This is a genomic window from Mucilaginibacter sp. OAE612 (genome assembly GCF_041806395.1).
In the GTDB taxonomy this organism is placed as follows: domain Bacteria; phylum Bacteroidota; class Bacteroidia; order Sphingobacteriales; family Sphingobacteriaceae; genus Mucilaginibacter; species Mucilaginibacter rubeus.
This window is the reverse complement of the sequence record NZ_JBGMUW010000001.1, coordinates 5435775-5450819: the sequence shown is the minus strand read 5'-3', so window position 1 is coordinate 5450819 and position 15045 is coordinate 5435775. Positions and strand designations below refer to the sequence as shown.

The window sequence follows — 15045 nt, the reverse complement described above, 5'->3', positions numbered from 1 at the left end:
CATTTAAGCTTTGTTTATCTTTAGTTCCCAATTACAACAACCATGACCTTTAAATACTTTATTTTCTTATCTGTGTGTTTGCTGGCCGGCAGAGTTGCCAACAGCCAGCACAGCAATAAAACCATTCAAATAGATATCCAAAAACTGTTAAATGCCCGCCCTGTAACTACAGTTACCGATGGTAAATTGCAAACCTGGGTAACCGGCATTGATGGCGGGGGCAAAGGGGATGGTTATCTTACCGCGGATGCAGCAAAACTTAATGGCGATCATGATACGCATGCTTTGCCTGATAATCCATTGATCCCGGCTAATTCGTTTCACCCAGCCACCTTGCTTCATTATAAAAACGGTGACAACGGTAACCAAAGCCTAAATGTTGCCGGCATTGATAGTTTTAGCTTCGATGTTCCTCACAAAAAATATTCTGGTTTGTATCTGAGCCTTACCAGTTCCGAAGGGCCTTCGCAACTATATATTACACTAACTTATAGCGATGGTAGCGAGTTTAAAGATTTTAAATTGCCCGATTATTATGATGATATACCTGAAGGTAACTCAAACCTGAGCTACTTAGTACATGATCTGGCTAAATGGGGGCAGGGAAATAAGATAACAGAAAATGATCATCATAATATCGATGTATTGAATATTCATTCTGATCCCGGGCGCATTCTAAAAAAAGTTACTGTAAGTAAAGATAAAGCCGGATACCTTGTTTTTTGGGCTGCTACAGGCGTTACGGAATAACGTATTTACTAAATTGAACATGTCTTTTGTTTTGTGTCGATTCTGCATTCTTATACAAAACAAGCGTTTAACATGGCCTGGCATGTGCTCATGCGCTATGCACGCCACATGCCATATAACGCCTTGCTTTTAATGTAGCATAGCTACAAAGCCACCACCCGGCGATAATTTTATAGTAAGCGTGTCTTTGGGATTGACTAATCTTTCTTCACGGTGGATAGATGCATTGGTATCTTCTCCGTCATATATCAGTACCCCTTTTGTTGCGTGCTGTAGAAAGTTTAAAGGAATTTTAATTTCACGTGCATCTGCACCATTCATTACGCCAACCCACCAGCTGTTTCCTTTTCGGCGTGCATAAGCAACAATTTCCCCCATTTGGGTACAGCTTAAAACTTTTGTCTCATCCCAGGTTGTAGGTACCTGTTGAAATAAATCAAACATCGGGCTCTCCAGGTAAAATTTATATTCGTCCGCGAAGTGTGTAATAGGAGAAAGATATACTATGGATTGAGCAAATTCATGGGCCCAGGTGAATTTTTGCGATGTAAGTTGCTCCGGGTTCAGTATTACCGGAGTAAAATCTGCAGAACCGGCTGTAAAACGCGTAAATGGTACAGATACGTCATGGTCTAATGGTGCCACTCTTTTATACCGGGTCATGTGATATTCGTTACCCCTAACGGCTTCTCTTGTAATATCCATGGGATAGGTTCTTGTCAATCCCGTTGGTTTTACGCTTCCATGAAAATTAAGCATTAGTTTGAGGTCTGCACAATCTTGCATGGTACCCATGTACCATTGTATGATCGAAGAGGTTGCAGGGGGGATAAAGTCTATCTTAATACCTGCTGCTCCCAATTCTTTGATCCGCTTCAGATACGAATAACGGGCTGCCGCTGATCGCATTTCTTTAGAGTCAACCCAAACAATTGATTTTACGCCAATACTTTTTCCGTATGCTATCACATCTCCCAAAAGCTGCCACTGATCTTTACCCGGCTCGCTCCAATTTCGCCATCCATCATCTACTAAATAATATTCCCATTTTAATTTAGCTGCCGCATCATACCAATTTTTTTGATCGGCAAACCGGGGAGCCCCAACGCTCCACCATTGCCATAAACAACGGCCTGGCATTACCCAACTAAAGTCATTGCCTTTTTGTGGTGCCGGGCACAGATTCGTGAGCAGGTCTGAGTTTACAAGTTCAGTTAAATTTTTCGCTATGATGGTTGTTCTCCAGGGAGATACTTTTTGGTTTTCATAAGCACCTTTAAGTACAGCATGTCCAGCATTGCTATCCGGTTGTACATCCCAGCCGTTAGGGGCAAAGGGGAAATTTGCTTTAAAAGAATTTTCATGGTGTATAAAAGACATGTCTGAAAAGTCTTCGCAATCAGCTTCTGAAACCGAGGCAAAAATCCCGTTTACATTAAAAGTTAAGGGCCCCATTATTGGTGTATTTTGTGGAACTGATGGTAATGGAGTTACATGGCTTAGGCCCTCATAACCTTCATTATAATCCGACCAGGCAACCTGCGTTACTTTTCCGGAGAATTCCCAGGAGGTTGAGTCAGCATTGATGTGTTTTGTATTATAAGGTAATGTGTAACGTACAGCTATACCATCATTGTAAGCGCGCACAATTAAGTTGAATTTCTTCTCTGCTGTTAGCAAAGGAATTGTAGTTTCATTCGCTTCGTTACGTGCCGTTTTGTGAGCGCCGTTGATAGTATAGGTTTCTTTTATCTTTTTATTTGAAGGGGCACCTGCAAATTTGGTTTCAACTCCAAGATCGATACCATCAACAGTTAAACCCAGGCGCGATGGTGCTATCAACATCGTATTGTTAACTGCCGCGTTGTATGATAATTTGCCTTTGGCGATGAATATGTGGACATTAATTTGTCTGTCGGGGCTGCTAATGGTGATGGTTTTTTGCTGGGCATATCCATTGTAATACAAACACAGCATAAGTAGTAATAAGCAGGTATTTATTTTCATAATTAGCGCTTTTGTCATTTAAATAAACAGTACAAAGAATTTAAATATTCCAGATCGGTATTTAGGTTAATTGTTAATTATCGGTTTAATGTCGGCGTTGGGTCGTTTAACTAACGGTTTGGCAAATAATTTACATGACTGCTTAATATTAGCTGAATTTCAGCCATCCCTTAAATAGTTAACCACCCCGGCTTATCCTGCAACAAATATATTTTACCAGCTTTTACCCAGATTGTATTAATTAGACTTTTCTTTATAGGAATCCGACTTTTTAATGAATAGCAAGTGATTAAGGTCAAATAAATTCAAAAAAATATTAATTGATAAAATTCTGGTTCAGATAATTACCCTACTTTTGCAAAAAATAATAGCCCTTTTTAAGCTTTGAGGATCTGTTTGGTTATTTGGTGCTGCCTGCTGTTTTTATTGAATTGTACTGCTGCTTTTGCGCAACAGGATTCAATAGTGGCTGATACGCCTTTAAAATCAGCAACACGCGCTTTTCGTCCCGGTAATTCGGTGCTTGATTCGGTAGCTTATGCCATGCAAAACAGAGATAAATTTATTGCAGACTCTATTGCTATGCGTTACCTCAGGGTGCCTGACGCGGCCATGCGTGCCCAATATACCGATTGCGTTTTTGCCCACGAATTATATCATGGCTACGGCTTTCTTGATCTCCATTCCAGGTCAAAGAGCAGGGTAATGGAGGGGCATAACCGCCCTTCGCGTGATCCCTGGGTTATTGTGCTCATTATTGCCATGCTTTTGTATACAGCTATTCTTAACCTTGCCCTGGGCAAAGATGTAAGCAATGTATTTGCCTCTTTTTACAGCAAACGCGTACTTTCGATAGCCGGTAAAGAAGAGAGTCCGGTTAGTTCGTGGGCTTTCCTGGGTTTGTTTTTGTTATTTTGTGCTACGTTCGGTTTGTTTTTATATCAACTGGCTGCGTACAAAGGCGTTTATTATAAAATAGCGGGAAGCGGCCTGTTTACTTTTCTTACCATAGTCATTATTGTATTATTTTCGCTCAAATTTCTAATACTCAAGTTTTTAGGGTTTGTGTTTGATATTAATAAGCTGGTGAGCGAATACCTTAATATTCTGCATCTTACCTATTTTAATATCGCGTTTGTTTTTTTGCCGGTGGTTATTTGTTTTAGCCTTCTTGGTGCACAATACATTCCTGTACTACTTACAGTTACGCTCATTATCATCATTATAATTTTTATATGGCAATACATCAGGAGCAGCGTAAATATAATTTCTACCTTTCGATTTCATAAGTTTTATTTATTTACGTATCTTTGTGCCCTCGAAATTTGCCCTGTTTTGATTTTAATAAAGGCATTGAATATTAAAATTTAGGTTATTAAAAGCACTGAATTGGAAGATAGAAAGAAAAAGGTTAAAAGCATACTGGTTACTTTGCCCAAGCCCGAAAATGATAAAAATCCTTATGCCGAGCTGGCTAAAAAGCTTAACCTGAAAATTGATTTCAGATCATTTATTCATGTTGAGGGTGTGCCCGCAAAGGATTTCAGAAAAGAGAAGATCAACTTAGCTGATTTTAGCGCTGTGATCTTTACCAGTCGTAATTCGGCCGATCATTTTTTTCGCATATGCGAGGAGATGCGCTTTGAGGTGCCTGTTGAAATGAAATACTTTTGCCTTTCGGAAACCATAGCGCTTTACCTTCAAAAGTACATTCAGTACCGTAAACGTAAGATCTTTTTTGGCAAGCAAACCGCTGCTGACCTGGCAGAAGTTTTGAAAAAGCATTCGTCGGAAAAATTCCTTTACCCATGCTCGGATGTAGCTGCCGAAGAAACGCAGCGTTTTTTGCTGGAGAACGGTTATAACTTTACCCCAGCGGTGCTTTTCCGCACGGTTTGCAGCGATCTTTCTGACCTCGCCGATGTGTTTTATGATGTTATAGCATTTTTTAGCCCGTCAAGTATACAATCGCTGTATAAAAACTTTCCCGATTTTAAGCAAAACAATACGCGCATCGCCGCTTTTGGGGCGACTACTCATAAGGCAGTGCTTGAGGCTGGCTTGATTTTGGATATACCAGCTCCAACCCCCGGCGCGCCGTCAATGACAATGGCTATTGAGCAATATGTTAAGCTTGTAAACAAATAAATTGGAAATTTATTTAACCAGGCTGCAACTTTTTACCATATTTACCCGTATAACCGCTAACTAATTGTCATGTTAACAATTGGTTAGCGGTTTGTTAATTATATAGCGTTTTGTGTGGCATTGAGAAGATAAGTACACAGTTTATCGGTTCAGGAAGCCAAATTATCGTTTTTTATAGCTTACATTGCGTAAAATGTAATATATTCGGACGTTGCATTGTGTTATAGTTATATAACTGATTTTGATTGTAAAATGAAGCAGATCTACTTTTTAATAATTGTTTTAGCAGGTGGTGTATTAAGTGGTTGTGGCCGCGGAGGCGGTGACCGGGGGGAAGTTGTAGGGGTTCCTGCAAGATCATTCAGGGCCGAGGTGCCTTACGGAATGGTTTATATTCCTGGTGGCAGTTTCCTTATGGGGCAAACTGATCAGGACGTAACCTTTGCCCAGATAGCCCAAACTAAACAGGTTACTGTTTCTCCGTTTTTTATGGATCAAACCGAAACCAGCAACAGTCAGTACAAAATGTTTGTGAACTGGGTGCGCGATTCGATAGCCATTACCAATTATATCAACGATAATAAGTATTTCATTCAGCCCAAAGCTGGCGCCGGTAATAATAATGGCGGTAAAAAATTCATCAACTGGGAGTTTGTGAAGAAAAATCCTATCTGGAGCAGCAAAGGCAACCAGGCAAACAATGCTCAAAAATTGCAGGGTATGTACTACCAGGGTGATGACCGTGTGTTTGACCGTAATGAGGTTGACGTGCGCTTACTTAAATATAACTACGCTTTGTTTACCCTGCGCGATGCTGCAGATCATCATAACGATAAAACAAAACATCGTTCCGACTTCATTGTTCGTGATACCGTAGCGGTATACCCTGATACGCTTGTTTGGTTAAGCGATTTTTCATATGCCGCCAACGAGCCTATGGTTGAAAGTTATTTTTCACATCCTGCATTCCGTAATTACCCTGTTGTAGGGGTAACCTGGAGGCAGGCCAGAGCTTACAGTGTATGGCGTACGCGCTATAATGACGCTTATAAAGATAAGCGCCATTTACCGCACCGTGCACCTTACAGTTTGCCTACGGAAGCCGAGTTTGAGTACGCGGCACGTGGCGGCAGGATAGGTACCGATTATCCATGGGGAGGGCCTTACATTAAAAATGCAAAAGGTTGCTTATTGGCTAACTTTAAGCCAGGGCGTGGTAATTATACCGATGATGGCGGCGCGTATACTGTGCCGGTACGTTCATATTTCCCTAATGATTATGGTTTATACAATATGGCGGGTAACGTAGCCGAATGGACATTATCTGCTTTTGACGAATCAGCGTCAACATTTGTACATGACCTCGCACCAACATTCAATTACGAAGCTAAGTCTACCGACCCCGAAATATTGAAACGTAAAGTTGTACGCGGGGGCTCATGGAAAGATATCGGATATTTTCTTCAAAACTCAACCCGGACCTACGAATACCAGGACACTGCTAAATCATATATCGGTTTCCGCTGCGTCACCAAATATTTAGGGCGCGACATTACAGATAAACGCTAATCGAGAGTTAGTTAAACGCAAGCAAATCAAATTAAAAAATAAAAGTTTACTTCTGAATTATTATGGCTGGAAAGAAAAAACCTTACGGAATAGGCAACATCGTATCATGGGGTGCTACTGTGGTGATTATAGGGTTAATGTTTAAGATTTTGCATTGGCCCGGTGCCACATACTGGATAGCAGGGGGACTTATAACTGAGGCTATACTGTTTTTTATATTAGGATTTCAGAGAGAAGATAAAGAAATTAACTGGGCACGTGTGTATCCTGAATTAAATGAAGACTTTCAGGGAGAACTTCCAAAAGCAACTGTAAGGAGCGTCGGTAATACAGGCCCTTCAACAACTGCTGCGCTGGATAAAATGATGGAAGACGCAAAAATTGGCCCTGAGCTGGTGCGCAGCCTTGGTGATGGTTTACGCACATTTGGCGATAAGGTAGCCGCTATATCACGTGTTACTGATGCGGGGGAAGCTACTATAGCTTTTACAAGCAAAGTTAAAGATGCAACCGCAAGCTATGAAAAACTAAGTGTTTCTTTTGAAAAGGCATCGGCTAATTTAACAGAAATGGCTAATTCAAATGTTGATTCAAAAGCTTACCATGACCAGGTTACCCAATTAGCTAAAAACCTGTCGGCGCTTAACGCGGTTTACGAGCTGGAATTACAGGATTCAAGCGCGCACTTAAAATCAATGAATAAATTTTACCAGAACCTTTCGCTTACCATGAACAACTTTAATGAATCAATGGATGATTCAAAACAGTTTAAGGAAGAGGTAGGTCGATTGGCTAAGAACCTGGCATCATTAAACGCCATTTATGGTAACATGCTTACAGCTATGAACCAGCCGCGTGTTTAATATAATTAATTAATTGATTACCAGAAAAGATTTATAATAGATGGCCGGAGGTAAGGAAACCCCAAGACAGCGAATGATAGGTATACTATACCTGGTACTATTGGGCCTCATTGCCCTTAACGTACCGGATAGCCTGTTGGACGCGTTTAAGAATATTACGAATAGTTTGGATGCATCAACCAGGAATGTTAATACTGGTTTGCAAAACACATACAGCGCTTTTGAGGCTACAAAATTGAAAGAACAGGCTGAACGGGCGAAACCAATTTATGATAAGGCTAAACAGGCAAGTGCTATAGCTGCAGAATTAAATACCTACGTTGAACAGCTGAAAGCAAAGCTGATTCAGGAAGGCGGCGGCATTAACCCGGAGATTGATGACGTTGACGCACGGGATAACCTGGATATATCGCCCCGTATCATGATCAATCAAAAAAATGGGGAGAAACTGAAAGCTAAAATTGATGAAACCCGCCAAAGGTTAATGGTAGCTTTAGGTAAGGACAGTGTAGGCGTACAGTTTTCACTAAATACCGTAGCGCCTAAACCGCATGGGGATGTTAGAAAATCATGGCAGGAAGCTAACTTTGGGGATGGCATACCTTTAGGCGCGGCCCTCACTACTTTAGCCAAAATTGAAGCTGATAGCAAAAACGCCGAAAACGAAGTAGTTAAGAAATTATTAGGTAAAATTGACCAGGCCCAGGTTACGCTCGATAAGTTTAGCGCAGTAGTGGTAGCTCCAAGCAGCTATGTGATAGCAGGACAGCCATATACTGCCCAGATCTTTTTGACAGCATACGATTCAAAATCAAACCCTGATATCACTGTTAACGGTAGCAGGGTATCTGTTACAGACGGTAAGGGTAATTATACCATTACCGCGAGCGGCGAAGGAAAACATACCGTAGAAGGTTTTATCACGGTTAAAAACAATACAACCGGTAAAAATGACTCTTATCCTTTCAAGCAGGAATATACAGTTGCAAGGCCTTCGGCAGTTATTTCTCCTGATAAAATGAATGTACTTTATATCGGTGTACCGAATCCTATTTCGGTATCTGCGCCTGGCGTAGCAGCCAGCGACTTAAACGTGCATTTTAGTGGTGCCGGTTCTCTTAGTGGTTCGGGCGGGCATTACACAGCAATTGTAAACAGCATAGGCAAAGCTACAATTTCTGTTAGTGGTGCAAAAGGAGCGGTATTGGGTTCAACACAGTTCCGTATCAAAAGGATCCCTGACCCTAAGCCACAGTTTGCAGGTAAAAGTGGAGGTAACACCAGTTCGGCTAATATCAGAGCACAGGACAGGCTTTTTGCCCAGCTAGATAACTTTGACTTTGATGCTAAATTTAATGTAACGCACTTTACTATGCTGGTTGTAAAACCGCGCCAGGATGCCATTATTTTATCAGGCTCGGGCGGTGAATTAACCGGCGCTATGCATAGTGCTTTAAATACAGTTACACCAGGAACTACTGTTATATTTAAGGATATCATCGCGGTAGGTCCTGACCATTCACCGAGGTCACTTGACCCGATTGTATTATCCGCAAATTAAACGCGTATGAAAAAGAGAATTTTAGTTGTTATCCTGTGCCTGGCTTGTGTAAGCGCTTATGCGCAAAAAAAGCGCACCAAAAGGCCGCCGGCAAAAAAGACCCCCACCGCCAGGCAAACAACTCAGAAACCTGTGCAGGTTCAGCCGGATAATGTTACCAGCCAGCAGCCCCTTGATACTGCAAGTAAAATTGCTGCAAAACCTTTTGACAGGCCGCTTGATGGCTATTACAAAAAGAACAATATTTTAAACGCCAAGGTTACACCGTATCCTAATTTGCGTGAAAATGATGTGGCATTTGCCAAGCGTGTTTGGCGCGAAATTGATGTACGCGAAAAGATGAACCAGTACCTGGCTTCACCCAAGGGCCGTTTAATTGATGTATTGCTTGATGCCATAGCCAAAGGCGAGCTTACCGCATATGACCCTACCCCGGGTAAAAAGGATGACCCCAATGGCGATGGTTTTACTACTCCTTTAACAGGTGCACAGGCCCGTGGCCGTTTAGCATCTGACAGCAGCGTGGTTGAAAAACGCGATAAGGATAATAACGTTATATCATCTACGCTTGTTGCAGGTGAGTTTAATCCTGATAGCGTACTTAAATTCCGCATTAAGGAAGATTGGATCTTTGATAAACAGCGCTCCGTATTTGAGCCCCGGATTATAGGTATTGCTCCTTTAGTTAAACCTAAAGGTACAGGTACGCTTGATATTGATTTTCAGCCTGCTTTTTGGATTTATTTTCCTGAAGCACGCGCGGTACTTGCAACCAAAGAAGTGGTGAGCCGTAACAGTGATGCCACCGGCTTAAGCTTTGACGACGTGTTTATAAAACGCATCTTTACCAGTTATATCGTAAAAGAAAGTAACGACAAAGATGAGCGTATAAAAGATTACGCTCAAGGCATTGATAAGCTTTACGAATCAGAAAGGGTTAAGAAATCCCTTCTTGACTGGGAGCTTAATCTTTGGCAGTACTAATACATTAAGATTAAACAAGATTATAAAAGAGGCGATGAATTTTCATCGCCTCTTTTGTTTTAAAGAACTGTTTTCTTGTAAAGGCGGTTAAGATTTCGTCGCGCTTCTTGCCGTGCTTATTTAGCCGGTAAACATTTAAGAGGATAACAATTGCTTATCTCTTTTCATATGCGATTTTCACCTCAGACCTGACCAATGGCTTACTCCTTTCTACCAACTCCCCAAAAATTCCGACCAACGCCTGAGATGTGGGTAAATAAGGCGTTTTTCGGGTTTGCCGAGTGCTTTCGAGGCTTTGTCTATTTATATCAGCAACTGGTATAACTCTTTTTAGCAGTCAAAATATATGTTGTTCATTTGATCATTGAAAACAACAACACAACATATTTAAAACATTAAAACCTTACGATCATGAAAACCTCAATAAAATTATCAGCCTTATTTGTATTATTAACTGCAGGTGTATTTGCTACTACAGCAGCCAAAGCCGACGAAGACAAAATCGATGTTACCCCTAAAGCCAAAGAAGTTGTAAGCTTTAAAGCCCTTGATCATGATCGCGGTTTGAAAGTGAACTTTGCAAAAACTGAAAATGGAAAGTCAGTAGTAAAAGTTTACAATAAAGAAAATGAGCTTTTATTGAAAGACATTGTGCCAAGCAAAACCGATGTAAGCAAAGGTTATGTGTTAACCGGTTTAGAAGATGGTGAATACACTATGGAGATCACTACCGACAAACAGGTAGTTAAAAAATCAATCCATGTTTATCAGGATGGCGATCAAAAATCATTTTACATCGCCCAGTAATAAAAATCACAAACATCAATATATAAAGAAGGCCTGGTTGGTTGAACCAGGCCTTTGTTATTTTAGGCGTAGTAATCTGGGGGCTATCCTTGCTTAATTTCTGCTCCTGTATTAAAATACGTCAATATGGCTTTGGCCTGTTTAAGATTTACTACTTCGAGTAGCATTTCCTCGTTAGCTTCGCGAATCTTCTTTACCGATTTAAAGTATTTAAGCAGCTTTTCGGCTGTGGTTTTGCCTATGCCCTCTATCAGCTCAAGTTCTGTTACCAATGTGCCCTTATCGCGCTTTTTACGGTGGAAGGTGATCCCAAAACGGTGTGCCTCATCACGCAGGTGCTGGATCACTTTAAGTGTTTCCGATTTTTTGTCGAGATACATGGGGTACTGATCGTTGGGATAATAAAGCTCCTCCAGGCGTTTGGCAATGCCTATCACGGTTACCTTTTTATCTATACCCAATAACTTAAGGCTATGCATGGCCGATGATAACTGGCCCTTACCTCCATCAATCACGATCAGCTGCGGTAATTCTGTTCCTTCATCCAGCATGCGGCGGTAACGGCGGTGTACAGCTTCTTCCATAGTGGCAAAGTCGTTAGGACCTTCAACGGTTTTTACGTTAAAATGCCGGTAATCTTTTTTGGAGGGCTTTCCATCCTTGAACACTACAATGGCCGATACCGGGTATTTGCCCTGGAAGTTAGAGTTATCGAAACATTCAATATGGCGTGGCAGCTGGTTCATGCGCAGATCTTTCATCATCTGCGTGAGCAACCGTTCGGTGCGGATCTCGGGGTTCAGTTTCTCGTACTGGTCAATCTTTTCCTTCTTAAAGAACTGTACATTCTTTTGCGAAAGGTCAAGCAATTTGCGTTTTTCGCCCAGTTTTGGTACCGTGAATTTGATGTTTGGATGGTCCTCAAGATCGATATCAAACGGTACGATGATTTCCTTGCTGTCGCTGTTATAACGGCTCCTGAACTCGGATATGGCCAGTGTAAGCAACTCTTCGTCACTTTCATCCAGTCGCTTTTTTAGTTCGATGGTTTGTGTTTGGATGATGGTACCATTCATCACCTTCAGGAAGTTTACGAATGCCAGTTTTTCCTCTGACGCAATGCTGAACACATCCACGTCGGTTATAGATGAGTTAACAACGGTTGATTTGCTTTGGTAGTTTTCAAGGAGTTCAAACTTACGTTTAAGCCGGTGGGCCAGCTCAAAATTCATTTCCATAGCAGCCGCTTCCATCTCATTTTTTAAGCGACGAAGAACTGCACCAATCTTCCCGTTCAGAATATCCTTAATTTCTTCGATGCTGTTATCATAGTCTTCTTCGGTTTGATAGTTTTGGCAGGGGCCTTTGCAATTACCCAATTGGTATTCCAAACAAACTTTAAACTTGCCCTTATCAATATTTTCGCGGGTAAGCTGCAGGTTGCAGGTACGTAGAGGATAAGTTTCCTTAATAAGCCCTAAAATGTTATGCATCATGCTTATCGATGCATAAGGGCCAAGGTATTTGGAGCCGTCTTTGATTATACGGCGGGTCCAGAAGATGCGTGGGTAATTTTCGTTTTTAATGATGATCCATGGATAGGTTTTATCATCCTTAAGCATGACGTTGTAGCGAGGCTGATGCTTCTTGATCATGCTGTTTTCCAGCAGCCAGGCATCAACCTCGGTGTCAACGATAGTAAAAGTTATAGCACGGATTTTGGATACCAGTACCCGTGTTTTGGCATTGATATGAATATCCTGGTTAAAGTACGACCCAACCCGATTGCGCAGGTCCTTGGCCTTACCAATATATATCAGTTCCTGCTCACTATCCCAGTATTGGTAAACCCCGGGTTTGTGAGGAATGTTTTTTAAAGCTGCCCTATAATCAAATTTCTCACTCACTGAATTATTGGTTTTAATGAAAATGTCATTACTAATCTAAAATATGTCATTGCGAGGAGGAACGACGAAGCAATCGCATGCTATACAGGGCCGACCTGCTTAGTTCGCGATTGCCACGCTATCGCTCGCAATGACATATTTTAAATTGACAATGACGATGGGGATTACCCGAACAAAAATAATTAAAATCCCAATTTCTTATCCACCTCAGTAGTTCCCTGCTGCTGCTGGTTATAGGCTCCGCAATCCAATATGATGCTTACACCGTTTGCAGGAGCATCAAAATCAACATTCTTTTTAATACCTAAGGCTGCATTGGCGTATACCTTTTTCATATACATGGCAAATATCGGCAGGGCACTGTTGGCACCTTCGCCCAAACGGGTGCTCTGGAAGGCGATGTCACGATCTTCACAACCTGTCCATAAGCCGGTAACCAACTGTGGAGTTATACCTATAAACCAACCGTCTGAATTGTTTTGGGTTGTACCGGTTTTACCACCTATTGGGTTGCGTAACCCGTATTTATAGGTTAACCTTGAACCGGTACCATCTTCAATAACACCTTTAAGCATATAGGTCATCACATAAGCCGTTTGCGGGTTCATGGCTTGCACCACGCGCGGAGTATGGGTATACAATACGTTGCCGTTTTTATCTTCAATGCGTAAAATATAAGTAGGCTCTGTCCACAGGCCGTGGTTGGCAAAAGCGGAGTAAGCGGCGGTCATCTCAAACACAGAAGCATCAAACGTACCCAGGCAAATTGAAGGATAAGGCGGAACATTGGTTGTAATACCCATCTTTTTGATCAGATCAACAACAGGTTCTGGTTTAACCTCGCCCATAACGTGGGCCGTAACCCAGTTTTGTGAGTGCGCCAGTGCCTGCCTTAAAGTAATAAAGCCCGGCAAAGTTTCGGATGGCGACGAGCGCGGGCACCACGGCGCGCCATAACCACGGATAGTATCAGGCACGTTATTGATTTTCATACATGGAGAGTAGCCGTTGTCGATAGCCACAGCATAAGTAAATGGTTTGGCTGTTGAACCTACCTGGCGGGTGCCATTCTTTACCTGGTCGTATTTAAAATGTTCAAAGTTGGTGCCGCCAACCCATGCCTTAACATAGCCGGTTGTGGGATCCATACTCATGAGAGCATTACGCAAAAGCATTTTACAGTAGATAATACTGTCAATTGGCCTCATCATGGTATCGATATTGCCGTGCCAGGTAAACAGGTTAAGCATGGTTTTGGTCTTGAAGTTTTCTTCAATTTCCTCGTCAGATTTTTCCTGTTGTTTCAGTTGTTTGTACCTGTCAGATTTTTGCATGCCCTGGTCAAGCAAAAATTTGAAGTTGTGGATGCTTTTGTAAAGGTTACGGCCGCGCCAGTGGTCATTGAACTGTGCCTGCAAATCTTTCATATAATCACGCTGCGCATCCTCCGCATATTGCTGCATGGTGGCATCAATGGTGGTATATATTTTTAAGCCGTCGCGGTCAAGATCGTAAGGGGTGCCATCAGGGCGGTTAATATTCTGTTCTTTAAAGATCTTTTGAAGCTCTTTCTTCAATACCGAACGGAAGTAAGGAGCCAGTCCGTCAAAATGATTGTTCTGGTGAAAATCAAGGCCAAGTGGCTTGCGTTTATATTCTTCAACCTGGCCTTCGCTCAGGTAATTTTGTTCGGCCATACGGTTTAGCACCAGGTTACGCCTTTTAAGCGCGTTATCCGGGTGGCGGATAGGCGAATAAATGCCGGGGCCGTTAACCATGCCTATTAACAGGGCAGCCTGATCGGGTGTTAGTTTATCTGGCGTAGTGTTAAAATAAGTGCGCGCGGCCGATTTGATGCCATAAGTGTTATAAGCACCAAAGTCGACCGTGTTGAGGTACATGGTGAGGATCTCTTCTTTGGTGTAATGACGTTCAAGCTTAACAGCTGTAACCCACTCCTGTAGTTTTTGAATAATCCGCTTAAATGGATTGGCAGATCGTTCTGAAAAAAGGTTAAGCGCCAGCTGTTGTGTTATGGTACTGCCGCCCTGCTTTTGCCCAATGAGCAAATGCGCGAAAATGGTAAAGCTTCGGCCAAAATCAATACCTGAATGGTCATAAAATCGTTTATCTTCGGTAGCAACCAAAGCGTTAATTACGTTTGGTGACAGTTCGCGGTAAGTAACGTTGGAACGGTTTTGAATATAGTAAGTCCCCAATATCTGTTTGTCGGACGAAATGATCTCTGTAGCCTGGTTGCTCTTGGGGTTTTCCAGGTCGCGGAACGAAGGCAGCTGACCAAACACATCAAAAATAGTGAGTGTTATCATCATAACAACAAAAGCAAAAAGGCCAAGCACAATTCGCCATATGTACCAGTTGTATCTTCTTATATCTGCAGGCTGGAGTTGATTTTTCGAGTTAAACCTTGTGTTAGTGGTTCTCATTT

The 15045-nt window shown here is 41.9% G+C and carries 11 protein-coding genes; 8 read left to right on the top strand and 3 right to left on the bottom strand.

Annotation, left to right across the window (positions count from 1 at the left end):
• The first annotated feature begins 42 nt into the window (after positions 1-42).
• Positions 43-750 carry a hypothetical protein gene (locus ABID99_RS22600; protein ID WP_373615178.1) on the top strand — a complete coding sequence of 236 codons (708 nt, stop codon included), beginning with the start codon at positions 43-45 and terminating at the stop codon, positions 748-750.
• 129 nt (positions 751-879) lie between these two features.
• Here the strand turns inward: ABID99_RS22600 and ABID99_RS22595 are convergent, their stop codons facing one another.
• Positions 880-2757: a glycoside hydrolase family 97 catalytic domain-containing protein gene (locus tag ABID99_RS22595; RefSeq protein WP_373615177.1), complete on the bottom strand. Its 1878-nt coding sequence runs from the start codon at positions 2755-2757 to the stop codon at positions 880-882.
• 384 nt (positions 2758-3141) lie between these two features.
• Between ABID99_RS22595 and ABID99_RS22590 the strand changes: the two genes are divergently transcribed.
• The 7 genes from ABID99_RS22590 to ABID99_RS22560 all read left to right on the top strand — a co-directional run bounded on the left by ABID99_RS22590 (position 3142) and on the right by ABID99_RS22560 (position 10689).
• Complete coding sequence (locus ABID99_RS22590) at positions 3142-4128, top strand: DUF4271 domain-containing protein (RefSeq protein ID WP_373615176.1); 987 nt, start codon at positions 3142-3144, stop codon at positions 4126-4128.
• An 18-nt stretch (positions 4129-4146) separates the two neighbouring features.
• Positions 4147-4905, top strand: a complete 759-nt coding sequence (locus ABID99_RS22585) for a uroporphyrinogen-III synthase (protein ID WP_090530369.1) — start codon at positions 4147-4149, stop codon at positions 4903-4905.
• Between the two features lie 252 nt (positions 4906-5157).
• Positions 5158-6474: an SUMF1/EgtB/PvdO family nonheme iron enzyme gene (locus ABID99_RS22580; RefSeq protein WP_090530366.1), complete on the top strand. Its 1317-nt coding sequence runs from the start codon at positions 5158-5160 to the stop codon at positions 6472-6474.
• Positions 6475-6536: 62 nt separating this feature from the next.
• Complete coding sequence (gldL, locus tag ABID99_RS22575; protein WP_090530363.1) at positions 6537-7337, top strand: gliding motility protein GldL; 801 nt, start codon at positions 6537-6539, stop codon at positions 7335-7337.
• A 40-nt stretch (positions 7338-7377) separates the two neighbouring features.
• On the top strand, positions 7378-8898 hold the full coding sequence (gene gldM, locus ABID99_RS22570; protein WP_176625297.1) for a gliding motility protein GldM: 1521 nt from the start codon (positions 7378-7380) through the stop codon (positions 8896-8898).
• 6 nt (positions 8899-8904) lie between these two features.
• Positions 8905-9882 (top strand): gliding motility protein GldN, encoded by a 978-nt coding sequence (gldN, locus tag ABID99_RS22565; protein WP_373615175.1) that lies wholly within the window; start codon positions 8905-8907, stop codon positions 9880-9882.
• Positions 9883-10293: 411 nt separating this feature from the next.
• Positions 10294-10689 (top strand): hypothetical protein, encoded by a 396-nt coding sequence (locus tag ABID99_RS22560; RefSeq protein ID WP_112653237.1) that lies wholly within the window; start codon positions 10294-10296, stop codon positions 10687-10689.
• Between the two features lie 83 nt (positions 10690-10772).
• On the opposite strand, the gene uvrC is transcribed toward ABID99_RS22560, so the two are convergent.
• Both uvrC and ABID99_RS22550 read right to left on the bottom strand, forming a co-directional pair.
• Positions 10773-12596 carry an excinuclease ABC subunit UvrC gene (gene uvrC / locus ABID99_RS22555; RefSeq protein WP_112653236.1) on the bottom strand — a complete coding sequence of 608 codons (1824 nt, stop codon included), beginning with the start codon at positions 12594-12596 and terminating at the stop codon, positions 10773-10775.
• A 182-nt stretch (positions 12597-12778) separates the two neighbouring features.
• A complete protein-coding gene (locus ABID99_RS22550) occupies positions 12779-15043 on the bottom strand; it encodes a transglycosylase domain-containing protein (protein ID WP_188834520.1) in 2265 nt (754 codons plus the stop codon).
• Positions 15044-15045: the final 2 nt, after the last annotated feature.

What these genes read in the sequence shown, in the direction of transcription:
- ABID99_RS22600 (WP_373615178.1), top strand. Translation starts at nt 43, where the DNA reads ATGACCTTTAAATACTTTATTTTCTTATCTGTGTGTTTGCTGGCCGGC.
- gldN (WP_373615175.1), top strand. Translation starts at nt 8,905, where the DNA reads ATGAAAAAGAGAATTTTAGTTGTTATCCTGTGCCTGGCTTGTGTAAGC.
- ABID99_RS22580 (WP_090530366.1), top strand. Translation starts at nt 5,158, where the DNA reads ATGAAGCAGATCTACTTTTTAATAATTGTTTTAGCAGGTGGTGTATTA.
- gldM (WP_176625297.1), top strand. Translation starts at nt 7,378, where the DNA reads ATGGCCGGAGGTAAGGAAACCCCAAGACAGCGAATGATAGGTATACTA.
- ABID99_RS22595 (WP_373615177.1), bottom strand. Translation starts at nt 2,757, where the DNA reads ATGAAAATAAATACCTGCTTATTACTACTTATGCTGTGTTTGTATTAC.
- ABID99_RS22550 (WP_188834520.1), bottom strand. Translation starts at nt 15,043, where the DNA reads ATGAGAACCACTAACACAAGGTTTAACTCGAAAAATCAACTCCAGCCT.
- gldL (WP_090530363.1), top strand. Translation starts at nt 6,537, where the DNA reads ATGGCTGGAAAGAAAAAACCTTACGGAATAGGCAACATCGTATCATGG.
- ABID99_RS22560 (WP_112653237.1), top strand. Translation starts at nt 10,294, where the DNA reads ATGAAAACCTCAATAAAATTATCAGCCTTATTTGTATTATTAACTGCA.